The organism is Mesorhizobium sp. M1066 (genome assembly GCF_040318635.1).
Taxonomy (GTDB): domain Bacteria; phylum Pseudomonadota; class Alphaproteobacteria; order Rhizobiales; family Rhizobiaceae; genus Mesorhizobium.
In genome coordinates, this window is the sequence record NZ_JAMYMR010000006.1 from 1 (window position 1) to 15,880 (window position 15,880).

The 15,880-nt window shown below is 63.7% G+C and carries 12 protein-coding genes and 1 pseudogene; 4 read left to right on the forward strand and 9 right to left on the reverse strand.

All coding sequences use genetic code 11. The features are described from left to right. Nucleotides 1-7 precede the first annotated feature (7 nt). Nucleotides 8-355 (reverse strand): annotated as a pseudogene (locus NKH52_RS10995) (IS630 transposase-related protein); the annotation flags it as partial. Between the two features lie 238 nt (nucleotides 356-593). Here NKH52_RS10995 and NKH52_RS11000 point away from each other — a divergent pair. After that, nucleotides 594-851, forward strand: coding sequence for a DUF2798 domain-containing protein (locus NKH52_RS11000; protein ID WP_352729823.1), 258 nt, complete (start codon nucleotides 594-596; stop codon nucleotides 849-851). A gap of 67 nt (nucleotides 852-918) precedes the next feature. Here NKH52_RS11000 and NKH52_RS11005 read toward each other — a convergent pair whose 3' ends face one another. The 5 genes from NKH52_RS11005 to NKH52_RS11025 form a co-directional block, all read right to left on the reverse strand. Beyond that, nucleotides 919-1,287: a thiol-disulfide oxidoreductase DCC family protein gene (locus NKH52_RS11005; protein ID WP_352729824.1), complete on the reverse strand. Its 369-nt coding sequence runs from the start codon at nucleotides 1,285-1,287 to the stop codon at nucleotides 919-921. 136 nt (nucleotides 1,288-1,423) lie between these two features. Further along, nucleotides 1,424-1,717 carry a GYD domain-containing protein gene (locus NKH52_RS11010; protein WP_023809667.1) on the reverse strand — a complete coding sequence of 98 codons (294 nt, stop codon included), beginning with the start codon at nucleotides 1,715-1,717 and terminating at the stop codon, nucleotides 1,424-1,426. 179 nt (nucleotides 1,718-1,896) lie between these two features. After that, nucleotides 1,897-3,918, reverse strand: a complete 2,022-nt coding sequence (gene rpoD / locus NKH52_RS11015) for an RNA polymerase sigma factor RpoD (protein WP_013530149.1) — start codon at nucleotides 3,916-3,918, stop codon at nucleotides 1,897-1,899. A gap of 424 nt (nucleotides 3,919-4,342) precedes the next feature. After that, nucleotides 4,343-6,277 carry a DNA primase gene (gene dnaG, locus NKH52_RS11020; RefSeq protein ID WP_352729826.1) on the reverse strand — a complete coding sequence of 645 codons (1,935 nt, stop codon included), beginning with the start codon at nucleotides 6,275-6,277 and terminating at the stop codon, nucleotides 4,343-4,345. 135 nt (nucleotides 6,278-6,412) lie between these two features. Continuing rightward, the gene (locus tag NKH52_RS11025) at nucleotides 6,413-6,793 is read right to left on the reverse strand and encodes an RcnB family protein (RefSeq protein ID WP_352729828.1); all 381 of its coding nucleotides are present in this window, start codon (nucleotides 6,791-6,793) and stop codon (nucleotides 6,413-6,415) included. Nucleotides 6,794-7,180: 387 nt separating this feature from the next. Here NKH52_RS11025 and NKH52_RS11030 point away from each other — a divergent pair, with 387 nt between their 5' ends. Together NKH52_RS11030 and NKH52_RS11035 are read left to right on the forward strand one after the other, a co-directional pair. Next, the gene (locus tag NKH52_RS11030) at nucleotides 7,181-8,845 is read left to right on the forward strand and encodes a Na/Pi cotransporter family protein (RefSeq protein WP_352729830.1); all 1,665 of its coding nucleotides are present in this window, start codon (nucleotides 7,181-7,183) and stop codon (nucleotides 8,843-8,845) included. A 143-nt stretch (nucleotides 8,846-8,988) separates the two neighbouring features. Beyond that, the gene (locus NKH52_RS11035; RefSeq protein ID WP_352729832.1) at nucleotides 8,989-10,173 is read left to right on the forward strand and encodes an MFS transporter; all 1,185 of its coding nucleotides are present in this window, start codon (nucleotides 8,989-8,991) and stop codon (nucleotides 10,171-10,173) included. A gap of 6 nt (nucleotides 10,174-10,179) precedes the next feature. Here the strand turns inward: NKH52_RS11035 and NKH52_RS11040 are convergent, their stop codons facing one another. Further along, nucleotides 10,180-12,354, reverse strand: coding sequence for a heavy metal translocating P-type ATPase (locus NKH52_RS11040; protein WP_352730148.1), 2,175 nt, complete (start codon nucleotides 12,352-12,354; stop codon nucleotides 10,180-10,182). A gap of 107 nt (nucleotides 12,355-12,461) precedes the next feature. On the opposite strand from NKH52_RS11040, the gene NKH52_RS11045 reads away from it, so the two are divergent. Beyond that, nucleotides 12,462-12,878 (forward strand): MerR family transcriptional regulator, encoded by a 417-nt coding sequence (locus NKH52_RS11045; protein ID WP_023809674.1) that lies wholly within the window; start codon nucleotides 12,462-12,464, stop codon nucleotides 12,876-12,878. A gap of 8 nt (nucleotides 12,879-12,886) precedes the next feature. On the opposite strand, the gene NKH52_RS11050 is transcribed toward NKH52_RS11045, so the two are convergent. Next, complete coding sequence (locus NKH52_RS11050) at nucleotides 12,887-13,444, reverse strand: GNAT family N-acetyltransferase (protein WP_352729834.1); 558 nt, start codon at nucleotides 13,442-13,444, stop codon at nucleotides 12,887-12,889. Nucleotides 13,445-13,626: 182 nt separating this feature from the next. Beyond that, on the reverse strand, nucleotides 13,627-15,825 hold the full coding sequence (gene katG, locus NKH52_RS11055; RefSeq protein ID WP_352729836.1) for a catalase/peroxidase HPI: 2,199 nt from the start codon (nucleotides 15,823-15,825) through the stop codon (nucleotides 13,627-13,629). Nucleotides 15,826-15,880 lie beyond the last annotated feature (55 nt).

Genomic DNA, 15,880 nt, shown 5'->3' on the forward strand with positions numbered 1-15,880 from the left:
ATCAGCGTCTTTTTTTGTGACTGAGCTTCTCGGCGTGGACGAACTCCCACACCGAGCGGTAATCGACCGCAAGGCCGCGCTCGGCCAGTTCGGCCACAAGTCCGCGTAGCGTAAAATCGGCGGCCCGGCAGCGCAGCAGCAGCCACTCCCGATGCTCTCCGGCAATCTTCTTCGGCCTGTGCCCACCCATCTTGCCGGGCGCAAGACTGTTCGTTTCGCGCAACCGGCTCACCCATCTGATGACGGTGCTGATCCCAACCTCAAAGCGCACTGCCGCCTGCCGCCGCGACAGGCCACCCTGCTCAACTGACGCAACAACCCGTTCGCGAAGATCCATCGAATAAGGCTTGCCCATCCATGCTGACCTCCTTGCCCAGCATGAAGGTTGAATCAGATTTGCACGCCTAAGGGAATCCCAAGCCGATTCAGTCTCATTTCATCCCGCTCTAGAAGGCCCGCGAGCGCCATCGGCTGCTCCGTAAGCGTCTGACGTCAAGCAACGCATCCAACCCCGGTCCTTCCGGGCAATTCAGCCGGTCACCGGCGAATGGATGCCAATGCGACGGACCGGACACTTCAGGGAAACTCTCAAAATGACTGCAAGACATCAGCGCAGGAAGCTTCCTGCGCGCTATGCCGCTGTTCTTAGCCCGCTGGTGCTGTCGCTGTTGATGACCTTCATCGTCTCGTTCATCTCGACGTTGAAAAGCCTTGGCTTCCACCCCGAGTTGCCGTCCATCTGGCTGACCGCCTGGGGCCTGTCCTGGCTGGTGCCGTTTCCGACGCTGCTGCTGGTGCTGCCGGTAGTACGCCGCATCGTCGGCGCGCTCTGCGAGCCGGCCAGCCGATAGCTCGCACGAAAAAAGGTCCGGAGATGTCCTCCAGACCTTTGCGCTTCTGGTCATTAATCACGAAGCGCTACCAGCGACCCTTGCGCCGGTTCCAGGCATAGAGAAGGTCGGCGAAACGATCATAGGCAAAGCGTGTCAGCGGCAAGGCAACCGGATTGCCGAACACCATCGCCAGCCAGCCCTCGCCCGGCGTGACCTTCCACACGGCGATGGCAACGTCGGCGCCGACCAGCAGCCTGCCCGCCACGTCGGTGGCGTGCAGCCGGCGGCGGATATCCTCAAGCGACGCGCCATGTCCGGCAAGCGCTGCCGGTTCAAAATTGATGTCTCGGAACTCGATCCGCCCGGCCTTGACCGCTTCGATCAGCCGCCGCTTCTGCCTGCTTATGCCGGCATCGCAGACCGGGCAGCGCGTGTTGTACCAGACGGTCAGCATTGTCCCGGCATTGGTTGGGTTGGTGGCGCAACCTGAAGGACCACGAACGATCAGGCGCCGTCAAGACGTCGCCCGAGCGGTTGCGCGCGAACGAGGCTGTCTCGGACCAGCCGCTCCGGCCCTTACACTGCGGTGCCTATCCGAGCGAGGTGATGATCTCGCGGTAGGCTAATTCGGGAAAGGCCTTCAGCGTCCGCGTCCTGACATTGCCCGCTGCCGCCAGCATCAGCGAGAAGCGCGCCAGCACCGCGTCGTCGGGGGCTTCGACCACAGCCACCATATCGTATTCGCCCATGGTCAGGTAGAACGCCTTGAACGATCCGCCCATGTCTCCCAGTTGCTTCCTGGCGGCGTCGAGCCGCTTCGGTGACTCGCGTACGTTCCTGGCACCCTGCTCCGTCCAGTTCATCAGCACGATGTAGCTTGTCATGGCACACCTCCCTCCGGGGCCACGGAGCACGGCGGCTTCGCCGGGGCGGGCATCCGGGTTGTCGCCCAGAAAATGCATCCGACACGGAAATTATCCTCCCGAAGGGCCTGGCCCGCAAGAGTGCGTCCCATAACAAAAAAGGGCGCCATCGGCGCCCTTGAATTCTGCATCGGTAAGTCTCAGCTATCCAGGAAGCTGCGCAGCTTGCGCGACCTGCTCGGGTGCTTGAGCTTGCGCAGCGCCTTGGCTTCGATCTGGCGGATACGCTCGCGGGTGACCGAGAACTGCTGGCCGACTTCTTCCAGCGTGTGGTCGGTGTTCATGCCGATACCGAAGCGCATTCTGAGCACGCGCTCCTCGCGCGGCGTCAGCGAGGCCAGCACGCGCGTGGTGGTCTCGCGCAGATTGGCCTGGATCGCCGCGTCGATCGGCAGGATCGCCATCTTGTCCTCGATGAAATCGCCCAGATGCGAATCCTCCTCGTCGCCGACCGGCGTTTCGAGCGAGATCGGCTCCTTGGCGATCTTCAAGACCTTGCGCACCTTTTCGAGCGGCATGGCAAGCTTTTCGGCCAGTTCTTCCGGCGTCGGCTCGCGGCCGATCTCGTGCAGCATCTGGCGCGAGGTGCGCACGATCTTGTTGATCGTCTCGATCATGTGCACCGGAATGCGGATGGTACGCGCCTGATCGGCGATCGAACGCGTGATCGCCTGTCGGATCCACCATGTCGCGTAGGTCGAGAACTTGTAGCCGCGGCGGTATTCGAACTTATCGACCGCCTTCATTAGGCCGATATTGCCTTCCTGGATCAGGTCGAGGAACTGCAGGCCGCGATTGGTGTACTTCTTGGCGATGGAGATGACGAGGCGCAGGTTGGCCTCGACCATTTCCTTCTTGGCGATCGCCGCTTCGCGCTCGCCCTTCTGCACCTGATTGACGATCTTGCGGAATTCCAGGATCGAGATCGCCGTTTCGGTGGCGAGGTTCTGGATCTCGGCGCGCAGGTCCTTGATCGCATCCTTCTCGTTCTTGGTGAATTCCTTCCAGCCGCGCGATGTCAGATTGCCGATCGAGCGCGTCCAGTTCGGGTCGAGCTCGGAACCCTGATATTCCTTCAGGAACTCCTCGCGGCGCACGCCGTAGCTTTCGGCCAGCCTGAGCAGCTTGCCTTCGTTCTGCACCAGGCGCTTGTTGATGTCGTAGAGCTGCTCGACCAGCGCCTCGATGCGCGCCGTGTTGAGCGACAGCGACTTCACCGCCTTGATCAGCTGGTCCTTGAGCTCCTTCAGCCGGCGGTCCTGGCTGGGCGACAGCGTGCCCGCGGCGGCGAGCCTGTTCTCGACCTGCTGGTCCTGCAGCTTGCGCAGCTTTTTGTAGGTGTCGGCGATAACGTCGAGCGTCTCCATCACCTGCGGGCGGAGTTCGGCTTCCATCGCGGCCAGCGACAGGCTCGCTTCGTCCTCGTCTTCGTCGTCGTCATCCGTCAGCCCACGCGTATCGGCGCCGACATTGGTGATGTCGTCTTCGTCGTCGCGCGAACGGCGCGGCTTGTCCTCGACCTTGGCTTCCTCGACACGCTCGACCACCGGCGCCTGCTTGGCCTCGGGGCCGGCATAGGTGGCTTCGAGATCGATGATCTCGCGCAGCAGGATCTTGGATTCGTTGAGTTCGTCGCGCCAGATGATGATGGCCTGGAAGGTCAGCGGGCTTTCGCACAGACCCGCGATCATCGTCTCGCGGCCGGCCTCGATGCGCTTGGCGATGGCAATTTCGCCCTCGCGCGACAAAAGCTCCACCGAGCCCATCTCGCGCAGATACATGCGCACCGGATCGTCGGTGCGATCGGTCGGTTCTTTCTTGGTGGTGGTGGCGGCGACCGCGGTGCCGGTCTGCTCAGCCAACTCGTTGGCGTCTTCCTCGGCATCGGCCGCGGTGTCGGCGGCCTCGGGCTCCTCGCCCTGCTCGTCGTCCTCGACCACGTTGATGCCCATGTCGGACAGCATCGCCATCGTGTCCTCGATCTGCTCGGAGGTCACTTCCTCCGAGGGCAGCACCGAATTCAGCTCGTCCATGGTGACATAGCCGCGCTTCTTGGCGGCCTTGATCATCTTCTTGACAGCATCATCGGAAAGGTCGAGCAGAGGGCCATCGGTGGCGCCTTCGCGTTCAGTTTCGACCTCTTCCTTTTCCTTTGTCGCCATAGTCTTTATCTTCTCCTAGCGGCCGAACTTCAAAGCCGCGTAAGCTGTCGGACCAGTCAAATCGGATGCGCTCGCTTATGAAACGCGCTTCACCGGGCCAGTAACTGCATCAACTCGTTTCGTTTGGTGTATGTCGTTGCCCAAATCGGGTTTCCCCTTTTGGGCGACATGCATTAAGTCCAGATTAACCCTGATATCTGTGGCAGGCGGGCTGCCTGTCCAGTGACCAGTACCTCACATCGCTTTATTTCCCGTCGACGCGGGTTCGGGTTAACGTTTCGAATCGTCCTGATTCCGCCAATCTGCCAGAAGGTCAAGCGCCTCTCGCATGATTCGCATGAAAAAAGCGAATCAATTACCCGACTTAGCCCGTTACGCGCCATTTGGACGCGCAACGACGCTTTCTCAATTCACTCGCTTCCAACTAAGCTCGCCCCGCCCTGCCCGAGGAGACGCCAAACCCTTCGATCAGCGCTTCCGTGGCCTGCACATCCTGGAATTGCGCCTGAATTTCGATCAGATGGCGATAGTTTTCGTCTGTGGGATCGGTGGCGAGCGCCGCTTCCGCCTGTTTCAGCTCATTATGTAAGGTGCGCGCGCTGCGCTGCAAGTGCAGCGCCTGGCTGAAAGCATCGCGGGCATCTTCAAGGGCGGCGGTCTCCAGCGCCGGCCATTGCCGCATCCGCCGGATCAGCCCGACGGCCCGCTCCCAGATCTCGGCGCAGCCGGCGCGTTCGATCGTCGCAATCACCGCCTGCCGGTCATTGGCCATGTCATGCGCCATCGCGTCGAGAATCGCTCCATGCAGCCGCCTCAGATCGGAGTTGGCGAGATCGAGGAACTCGATATGAGCGAAATTCTCGTCGATCAGCGCCGGATGGTTGACCAATGCGACGATGATCGTCGCCTCGCGCACCGACATCCCTTCGCCGCCGCGTTTGACCAAAGCCGACTGGCCGAGGCTTTCGGTGATCGCCATGCGGCCGCTGCCGGCCTTGGCGAACTGCCCGCCGGGCGCGGCCGTCTTGCCTTGGCCGTGTTTCCAGTCTTGCCGACTTTGCCTGGTGCCGCGCTGCGAGCCGAAGAAGCTCAGCACACGCTCGCGCATCTCCTGCTGGTAGTGGTAGCGCAGGCTTTCGTCGCGGATGCGGCTGGTCAGTTCGCGCAGCGTCTTCTCGAGCTCGGCCCGCCGCTCCGGCGTATCGAAGACGCCGCCCGCCGTCTCACGCATCCATAAAAGGTCGACCAGCGGCCGCGCCTCGGCCAGAACGCGACGAAACGCATCCGGTCCTTGGGCCTTGACCAGATCATCGGGATCCTTGCCTTCCGGCAGCAGCGCGAAGCGCGCCGAGCGCCCGGCCTGCACAGACGGCAGCGCCATGTCGGCGGCCCGCCACGCTGCCTTCAGCCCGGCCTTGTCGCCGTCGAAACACAGCATCGGCTCCGGCGCCATGCGCCAGAGCAGTTCGAGCTGGTTCTCGGTAAGCGCGGTGCCGAGCGGCGCCACGACATTCTCGAAGCCGGCCTGCGCCAGCGCGATCACGTCCATATAGCCTTCGACGGCGATGACCGTGCCGCCCTTGGCCAAGGCCTTGCGGGCGCGGGCGAAATTATAGAGCACATTGCCCTTGTGGAAGAGTTCGGTGTCGGGCGAGTTCATGTACTTGGCCAGCGCATCCGGCTGCAGCGCACGGCCGCCGAACGCGATGATCTTGCCCCGGGAATCCGGAATCGGGAACATGATGCGGTCACGGAACCAGTCATAGGAAACCGGGATGTCGTCGCCGTGGCGCACCAGTCCACAAGCCTCGATGTCGGCCTTGGGCACGCCCTTGGCGGCGAGATGCTCCTTCAGCGCATTGCGGCTGTCGGGCGCAAAACCGAGCCGGAACGATTGCTGCGTCGCCGGCGTCAGTCCGCGGTCGCGCAGATAGGCACGCGCCTTGGCGCCTTCCGGCCCCTGCAGCCGTTCCTGGAAGAAGGCGGTCGCCATCTCCATGACGTCGGTCAGGCTGGCGCGTTCCTTTTCGCGCCGCTCCTCCTGCGCATCGCGAACCGGCATCGGCACACCGGCCATGTCGGCGATCTTCTCAACCGCCTCGGGAAAGCTCATCCCGTCGAGTTCGGTGAGGAACTTGAAATGATCGCCCGAGACCGAGCAACCGAAACAATGGTAGCGGCCCTTTTTGTCCTCGCAGTGGAAGGAGGGACTCTTCTCGCCGTGGAACGGACAACAGGCCCAATAGTCGCCGCGCGGCGCGTTGGTTTTCTTCCTGTCCCACGCAACGCGCTGGCCGATAACCGATGAAATCGGCACGCGGTCGCGTATCTCGTCGAGGAAGGCGGGTGGAAAGCGCATCGGGAACTCGTTTCCCGATTATATAATCATACCCGCGAAATCCGACGACCCCTAATGCGGGCCATACCCGGTTTCCACAGGCAAAAGAGGCGGCCGTTGCGGGCCGCCTCTTTCCAATATCCGCCTGGGGACCGCTTAATGCGCGGCAAGCGCGCCGAAAATGACGCCGGAGAGCACACCGACCAACACATAGTCGTTGCCGACGCGGATCCATTCCTGGCCGCGGCCGGGACGATGCAGGCCGTAGCGGCCGTAGTCGCGGACCGGCTGGTGCTGTCTCCAGCCGGAATATTTCTGGCCATTGCGCCAGTTGTTGCGCTTCACCACGACCTTCTTATGGATGACGCGCTTCTGGATGATACGCTTCTTGACATCCCTGTTGGTGGGCTTTTGCCAGTCAACCTGGCTGTAATTCGACTGCGGAGCGTTCGGTGCATTCAGCGGTGCGGCTTGGCCGGTGAGCGACGTAGCGGCCAGCATCGAGAAAGCGAGTGCGGAAAGGACAATGCGTTTCAAGAGAAGTCTCCTTGGTTGTCGATGCCCAGGGAATAGCGGGCCACCGATGAACCGAAGCTGAACGCCTGCATTACAATTGTGTAATGATTTCCTTTATTTACCCAATAGAGCTGAACATAATCGCAAAGGCAGGAGCCGGTCGCGCTGCTAACTCTGCCTATCCGTTGCTTCGAGCCCGCCCCGCAATGCAACCATTTGCGCGTCCGTCCATTTTCCGACACCGCCCGTCGCGCTGCAACGGCCCTTGAAATCGACAAGATTTTATTATCCGGCTAAAATATTCGAGCTATTATAAGTCACCGCCATGAACATGATTCGTACCCTCGTTTTCCCTTCTGATCGCCACGCCAAACAGGACGCGCATCCTGTTTTCATGCGGCGGGCGAAATGAGCGGGTCCGTCGTCCTTCTGCATCTGGCCGGCGCCGTGGCGCTGATGCTGTTTGCCACCCGCATGGTGAAGACCGGCGTTGAACGCGCCTATGGCGACGTGCTGCGCCACCGCCTGCGCGCCACCATGCGCAATCCGATCATGGCGGTGCTGGCCGGCACCGGCCTTGCCATCGCCCTGCAGAGTTCCACAGCCGTCACGCTGCTGGTCGGCTCCTTCGCCGGCTCTGGCATCGTCTCGGGCGCCGCGGGCCAATTGGCAGTGCGCGGCGCCGAGATCGGCTCTGCGCTGGTGGTCAAGCTGCTGACCTTCGACCTCACCTTGCTGGTGCCGCTGTGCCTGATCACCGGCACGGTCATGTTCATGGCCACCGAGCGGCGCGACTGGCGCCAGACCGGCCGCATTCTGGTCGGCATCGGCCTTTTGATCCTGTCGCTGGAGATGATCGGCCAGGCGTCTGAGCCGCTGCGCAACAGCCAGCTCATGCCGGTCATCATCAACTACTTCTCGACCGATTCCATCACCGCCTATCTGCTGGCGGCGCTGATCACCTGGCTGTTCCAGTCGAGCATCGCGGCGGTGCTGTTGATGGCGACGCTGGCAGGCCGCGGCCTGATCACGCCCGAACTCGGCGTCGTTCTCATCCTTGGCGTCAACCTCGGCTCCTCGATCATCGCGCCGATGCTGACCCGCTCGTCGAGCCCCGAAGTGCGCGTCGTGCCGATCGGCAACCTCCTGATGCGCGGGCTTGGCTCGCTGGTCATGCTGATCCTGGTCATGATCTTCAGGCCTCACTTCGCCTTTCTCGGTTCGACGGCGGCGGACCAGATCGTCAATGCCCACATCCTGTTCAACGTGCTGATCCTGCTCGCCGGCCTGCCGCTGGCAGGCTTCGTCTATCGCGCCTCGGAGAAAATTGTCGCACTCGGAACCAAGCCGGAACCGGCCTCCACGCTCGACGTCGTCGAGTTGTCGGCGCTCAACGAGAGCGCGCTGGACGTGCCGAGCCAGGCGCTAGCCAACGCCACCCGCGAGGTGGTGCGGGTCTGCGAGACGATCGAGATCATGCTCAAGCGCATAATCGAGCTCTATGAAAGTGCCGATGCCGACAAGATCAAGGCGCTGGCCGCACTCGACGACCGCGTCGACCGCAGGCACGCGGCGATCAAGCTCTACCTCGCCAAGTTGACCAGGAATCCGCTGACCGAAGACGAGGCGCTGCGCTGCCAGGAGCTGATCGGCGCCTGCGTCAAGCTGGAGCAGGTCGGCGACATCATCGTGCGCAACATGCTGGTGCATGTGAAGAAGAAATTCGAGCGCGGGCTGGAATTCACCGACGAGGGCTGGAGCGAGCTGTGCGCCTTCCATGGCTCGGTGCTGGCCAATGCGCGGCTTGCCTTCAATGTGCTGGTGTCGCGCGATCCCGAGACCGCCCGCCAGTTGGTGCTGGAAAAGGACCAGCTGCGTGACCGCGAGAAGGAAACCAGCGCCAGCCATTTCGTGCGGCTGCGCGACGGCACCGCCAAAAGCGTCGAGACGAGTTCGATTCATCTCGATACCATCCGCGACCTGAAGCAGATCAATTCGCTGCTGGCCTCGATGGCCTATCCGGTGCTCGAAGAGCGCGGTCTGCTCACTGGGTCGCGGTTGAAGGCGAGCTGAGAAGCAGCCGATCTCCCCCTCGTGTGGGAGATTGGCGCTTCACCGCCTCGCTCACTGAAGAAAACCTAAACTCGCGACAAAAATTTCTTCATTGCCCGCAAAGCCCATCCGTGGTTTGAGGCCGTTCCAGCTAAGGCCTTGCCATGTCGCTTCCGCTCATAGCCCTGTTCATTGCCGCTTTTGCCTTCGGCACCACCGAATTCGTCATTGCCGGCGTGCTGCCGCAGGTGGCGCAAGGTCTTGGCGTTTCGGTCCCCTCGGCCGGCTACCTCGTCTCCGGCTATGCAGGCGGCATCGCCATCGGCGGCCCGCTGCTGGCGCTCGCCACCAAGTCGCTGTCACGCAAGAGCCTGCTGCTCGGCCTCGCCATCGCCTTCACCATCGGCCAGGCGGCTTGCGCGCTGGCGCCCGACTTCACCTCGATGCTACTGTTGCGCATTGCCGTGGCGGTCGCGCATGGCGCCTATTTCGGCGTCGCCATGGTCGTCGCCGTCGGTCTCGTGCGCGAGGACCAGCGCGGCATGGCTGTCGCCGTCATCCTGTCCGGCCTCACCGTCTCCAACGTCATCGGCGTGCCGGCCGGCACCGCGATCGGCAACATCTGGGGCTGGCGTGCCACCTTCTGGGTGATGTGCGCGCTCGGCGTGGCGGCGACGCTTGCCATGGCAGCCCTCTTGCCGCGCACCACCGGATCGTCGGCCAGGCCCGCCGGTTTCGCCCGCGAGGTTCGCGTGCTGGCCCGCCAGCAGGTTTGGACCTCGCTGATCCTGATGTTGATGCTGATGATCGGCCAGTTCGGCCTGTTCACCTACATCACCCCGACACTGCTGGAGGTCACCGGGCTCGACGAGAACCTGGTGCCGTGGGTGCTGCTGCTCAATGGCGTCGGTGCCACCCTGGGAGTCTTCCTCGGCGGCAAGCTCTCCGACTGGAAGCTGATGCCGTCATTGATCACCATGCTGGCCCTGCAGGCGGTAACGCTTGGCGTGATCTATGCCGTCAGCCCCTATCCCCTGCCGATGGTTGTGGCGATCGTCATCTGGGGTGGTCTCAACTTCGCCATCGGCACACCGATCCAGACCCGCATCCTGGCCTGGACGGCAGATGCTTCCAACCTCGCCTCGTCGCTCATTCCGTCCGGCTTCAATGTCGGCATCGCGCTGGCCGCGTCGTTGGGCGCCGCGATGCTGAACAGCGGCTATGGCTACCGCAGCCTGCCGCTGCTGGGCGCCATCGCCATGCTGGTCGCCGTCGCGGTGGCGCTGGCATCTTATGTCTGGGAAGGGCGCAGCAACGCCACGCCGCCGCTGACGGCTCCGGCGGAATAGACCACTTCACCCGCGCCAGCGCAGCAGGCGCATGGCGTTGGCGGTGACCAGCACGGTGGCGCCGGTGTCGGCCAGGATCGCCGGCCACAGGCCGGTGATGCCTAGAATGGTGGTGACCAGGAACACCGCTTTCAGCCCGAGCGCCACGGTGATGTTTTGGCCGATATTGGCCATCACCGCCCGCGACAGCCTCACCATCCGCACGACGTCCGTGATGCGGCCATGCAGGATTGCCGCATCCGAGGTCTCCAGCGCCACATCGGTGCCGCCGCCCATGGCGATTCCGATGTCGGCGGCGGCGAGCGCCGGTGCGTCGTTGATGCCGTCGCCGACCTTGGCGACCTTCAGCCCTTCGCGCTGCAATTCGCCGATGATGCGTTGCTTGTCCTGAGGCAACAGCTCCGCCCGCGCCTCGATGCCGAGCGAAGCGGCAATGGCTTGCGCCGTGCGGCGATTGTCGCCGGTCAGCATGATCGTGCGGATGCCTTCGGCCTTCAGCGCCGCGATCCCGGCCGCCGCATCCGGTCGCGGCTCGTCACGCATGGCGATCAGCCCTGCCACCACGCCGTCGGCGACCAGCACTGAGACGGTCTTGCCCTGCCCGTTGAGGCTGTCGACGGCAAAGCGCTGCACTTGCGTCATGTCGGCGCGTTCGCCCGCCGCCGGACCGGAGCCGAGGAAGACGGCGACGCCACCGACGCTGCCCTCGACACCTTTGCCCGAGATCGCCTTCGCCGCCAGAGCCGGCGGCACCGGCGCACCATCAGCCCTGGCCCTGTCGAGGATCGCCATGGCCAGCGGATGGCTGGAACCCTGCTCGAGCGCTGCCGCCAGCGCCAGCACGGTGCGTTCATCGCGGCCATAGGCCATGATGTCGGTCACCACGGGCCTGCCCGCGGTCAGCGTGCCGGTCTTGTCGAAGGCCACCGCCGTGATCCGGCGAAAGCCTTCCAGCACCGCACCACCTTTCATCAACAGGCCACGCCGCGCGCCGGTCGCAAGGCCAGCGGCGATTGCTGCCGGCGTCGAGATGACGAGCGCGCAGGGGCAACCGATCAGCAGGATCGCCAGGCCCTTGTAGATCCATTCGTTCCAGTCGCCGCCAATGAGCAGCGGCGGCAACAGCGCAACCAGCGCACCGACCGCCAGCACCGCCGGGGTGTAGTATCTTGAGAAGCGGTCGATGAAGCGTTCAGTCGGCGCCTTGGCTTCCTGCGCCTCCTCCACAAGCCGCACGACCCGGGCGATGGTGTTGTCAGACGCGGCAGCCGTCACCCGCACCTTGAGCACGCCGTCGGTGCTGATCGTGCCGGCAAAGACGGCGTCCGCAACGCCCTTGCGCTTCGGCGTGCTCTCGCCGGTCACCGGCGCCTCGTCGATTTCGCTCGCGCCCTCGATGATCTCGCCATCGGCCGGAATGCGGTCGCCCGGCCGCACCACGATGATGTCGCCGACGCCGAGCCGTTCGGCAGGAACTTCCGATGTGCCGCTCGCGCGCTCGACCAAGGCCGTCTTCGGCACCAGATCGGCAAGTCCCTGGATGCTCGCCCGCGCCCGGCCGGTGGCGACGCCCTCCAGAAGTTCGCCAATCAGGAACAGCACCACCACGGCGGCGGCTTCTTCCGTGGCACCGATCATCACGGCGCCTATCGCCGCGATGGTCATCAGCATCTCGATCGAGAACGGCGTGCCGGCCAATGCCGCCATCAGCGCTCGCCGTGCGATCGGCACTAGGCTGACCAGCAGGGCGGCAAGGAAGACCCAGCGCTCGGCCGCAGGAAGAAGATGGCCGATGCCGTAGGCGGCAAGAAGCGCTGCAGCGCAGGCCAGCGTCAGCACAGCACGGCGGGAGCGCCACCACGCCTGCCCCGGCGCCGCATCGCTGTGATCATGATCAGCATGATCATGATCCTTGGCCACTGAAGCACGCCCATCGGCCCCGCCTTCCGCCTTGACGATGCCGTAGCCCAGCCGCGCCACCTGCCGCAGCACCTTGTCGTCGTTGAGCCAACGGCTGTGGCTGACCGTCATGCTGGCGCCGGTCACCGAAACCGACACATCGGCGACGCCGTCGAGACGACGCACCGCCGTATCGATCTTGGCCGCGCAAGAGGCGCAGTCCATGCCGCCGATCTTGAACCGTGTCTGCCCGATCGTTTCCTGCTTGAGCGGCGTCGTCATCATATTACCTGCCTGTCTTGCCCGCGCGGCGTCGCCGCATGCGTCTTGAATGCTGATGTCAGGCACTATAATTGCTCTAGTCACTAGAGCTTCAAGGGGAAAATTTCATGTTTTCGATCGGTGATCTCTCGCGTCGCACCGGGGTCAAGGTGCCGACAATCCGCTATTATGAGCAGATGGGCCTTGTCGCCGCGCCCGAGCGTTCGGAAGGCAACCAGCGCCGCTATTCCAGGCAGGAGCTGGAGCGGTTGGCCTTCATCCGCCACGCCCGCGACCTCGGCTTCGCCGTCGACGACATCCGCTCCCTGATCGACTTGAGCGGCCACCCCGAGCAGCCCTGCGGCCACGCCGACAAGATCGCCGAGGAGCAACTGATCTCGGTGCGGGAAAAGATTGCCCAGTTGAAGCGACTCGAGGCCGAGCTCGAACGCATCGCCACGTGCTGCAATGGCCAGACGGTCGGCGACTGCTACGTCATCCGCGCGCTGTCGGATCATGCGCTGTGCGCCGATGAGCATGGTTGAGACACATCCTACAGCTCGATCCGGAACCGCAAGCTTTCCGCCCCGCCATAGGCGGCGTCCTCGAAGAAGCGTTCGACGAGCTTGCCGCCATTGGCCAGGATCACCTTGTGCGAGGCCGGATTGCCCGGCTTGGCGGTGATCTCGACGTGAGCCAGGCCGACCGCTCTCGCCTCGTCCAGCATCAGCCGCAGCGCCTCGGTGGCGTAGCCGCGCCGCCGCTTCCACGGCACCACCGAATAGCCGATATGGCCGAGCACATGCGGCGGCAGTTCCGCCGTGCCCTTCTGCCAGCGAAAGCCGATCGAGCCCGACGCCTCGCCATCCCAGATCCAGCGGCGGAAGCCCGGCAGGCGCGGCACTTTTTTGCCGTCGGGCAAGCTGATCGGGCCGCCCTTGGCCTGGGGATCGTCGAGGTCGGCAAGAAAGGCCACGGGATCCTTTTCGATGGCCGCAAGCTGCTCGCGCGTCGCTTCCATCAGCCGCACATTGTCCGGCGACCAGCCGCGCTCGAGCGCCACCTTGTAGGATGGCAGATGTTCAAGCGCGGGTTTGACGATTTCCATCATGGTGCACCGGCGGAGACGCTACGCCGATAAATAGCAGCATTGCCCGGCAAGGCACGGTCCACCAAGGAGCAGCCTCTTACGACAAGGGCCGCGTTTCCATCGCTGGAAACGCGGCCCCGATCTTATGTCCTTGGGAGGACTGGAGCTCCGGCGCAGGCGCGCGGGAGTACCCTTATGCGAAGTCAGGCGATGTCGAAGCGGTCGGCGTTCATCACCTTGGTCCATGCCGCCACGAAATCCCTGGCGAATTTCTGGCTTGCATCCGCGGAGCCATAGACCTCGGCAAGTGCGCGCAATTGGGCGTGCGAGCCGAAGATCAGGTCGGCACGGGTGCCCGTCCACTTGACCGCCTTGGTCTTGCGGTCGCGCGCCTCGAACACCTCTTCCGAACCCGGAACAGAGCCGGCGGCCGGATCCCAGACCGTGTTCATGCTGAGCAGATTGACGAAGAAGTCGTTGGTCAAAGTGCCCGGCCTGTCGGTGAACACGCCGTGCTTCGATCCGCCGGTGTTGGCGCCGAGAACGCGCAAGCCGCCGACCAGCACTGTCAATTCCGGCGCGGTCAACGCCAGCAACTGCGCCCGGTCGACCAGCATGGCTTCGACCGACATCGGCTGCTTGCCCCTGACGTAATTGCGGAAGCCGTCGACCCTTGGCTCGAGCGCGGCAAAGGAATGCACGTCCGTTTGCTCCTGCGAGGCGTCCATGCGGCCTGGCGTGAACGGCACCTTCACCTCATGGCCTCCGTCCTTCGCGGCTTTCTCGACCGCGGCAACGCCGCCAAGCACAATCAGGTCGGCAAGAGAGACTTTCTTGCTGCCCGCGTTGAACTCCTTCTGGATGGCTTCCAGCTTCGCCAGCACCTTCGACAGTTCCGCCGGCTGGTTGACCTCCCAATCCTTCTGCGGCGCCAGTCGGATACGTGCACCGTTGGCGCCACCGCGCTTGTCGGAATTGCGGAACGTCGAGGCCGAAGCCCACGCAGTCGAGACCAATTCGGAGACCGAAAGGCCCGATGCCAGGATCTTCGCCTTCAGCGAGGCGATGTCCTGCTCGCTGACCAGTTCATGGTCGACTGCCGGGATCGGATCCTGCCAGATCAGCTCTTCCTTCGGCACGAGCGGGCCGAGATAGCGGGCGACCGGACCCATGTCGCGATGGGTCAGCTTGTACCAGGCGCGGGCGAAGGCGTCGGCGAACTGCTCCGGATGCTCGTGGAAGCGCCGCGACACCTTTTCGTAGGCAGGATCTACCCGCAGCGCGAGATCGGTGGTCAGCATTGCCGGCGCGCGGCGCTTTGACGGATCGTGCGCATCCGGAACGGTGCCGGCCCCGGCGCCACCCCTTGGCGTCCACTGATGAGCGCCGGCCGGGCTCTTGGTCAGCTCCCAGTCGAAGCCGAACAGATTGTCGAAGAAATTGTTGCTCCACTTGGTCGGCGTCGTGGTCCAGGTCACCTCGAGGCCCGAGGTGATGGCGTCGCCGGCAATGCCGGAAGCATGCTTGCTCGACCAGCCGAGGCCTTGCGCCTCGATGCTCGAGCCCTCCGGCTCCGCGCCAACCAGCGACGCATCGCCGGCACCGTGCGTCTTGCCGAAGGTGTGACCACCGGCGATCAGCGCCACGGTCTCCTCGTCATTCATGGCCATGCGGGCGAAGGTCTCGCGAATGTCGCGTGCCGAGGCCAGCGGATCGGGCTTGCCGTTCGGGCCTTCCGGATTGACATAGATGAGACCCATCTGCACGGCGCCGAGATGGCCCTGGAGTTCACGGTCACCGGAGTAGCGCTTGTCGTCGAGCCATTTGGTCTCCGAACCCCAGTCGACGTCCTGCTCGGGCTCCCAGACGTCAGCGCGGCCGCCGGCGAAGCCGAAGGTCTTGAAACCCATCGATTCCAGCGCGACGTTGCCGGTGAGGATCAGCAGGTCGGCCCAGGAGATCTTGCGGCCATATTTTTGCTTGACCGGCCACAGCAGCCGGCGCGCCTTGTCGAGATTGGCATTATCCGGCCAGCTGTTGAGCGGAGCAAAACGCTGCTGGCCTGCCCCGGCGCCGCCACGGCCATCGCCGATGCGGTAGGTGCCGGCACTGTGCCAGGCCATGCGGATGAACAGCGGCCCGTAATGGCCGAAGTCGGCCGGCCACCAATCCTGCGAATCCGTCATCACCTGGTGCAGGTCCTTGATCACCGCATCGAGATCGAGCGACTTGAATTCCTCGGCATAGTCGAACTCTTCGCCCATCGGATCAGAAAGGTTCGATTGCTGATGGAGAACGCCAAGATCGAGTTGGTTGGGCCACCAGTCACGGTTGCTCCTGCTGGAGGATCCGTGTGCAACGGGGCATTTGCCGGCGCTGGGATCATCGGTCTGTGCGTCCATGTTCTTCTCCGATCGTGGCTGTGTTGAGCTGTTCAACTGCTGCGTGAACAGGGAC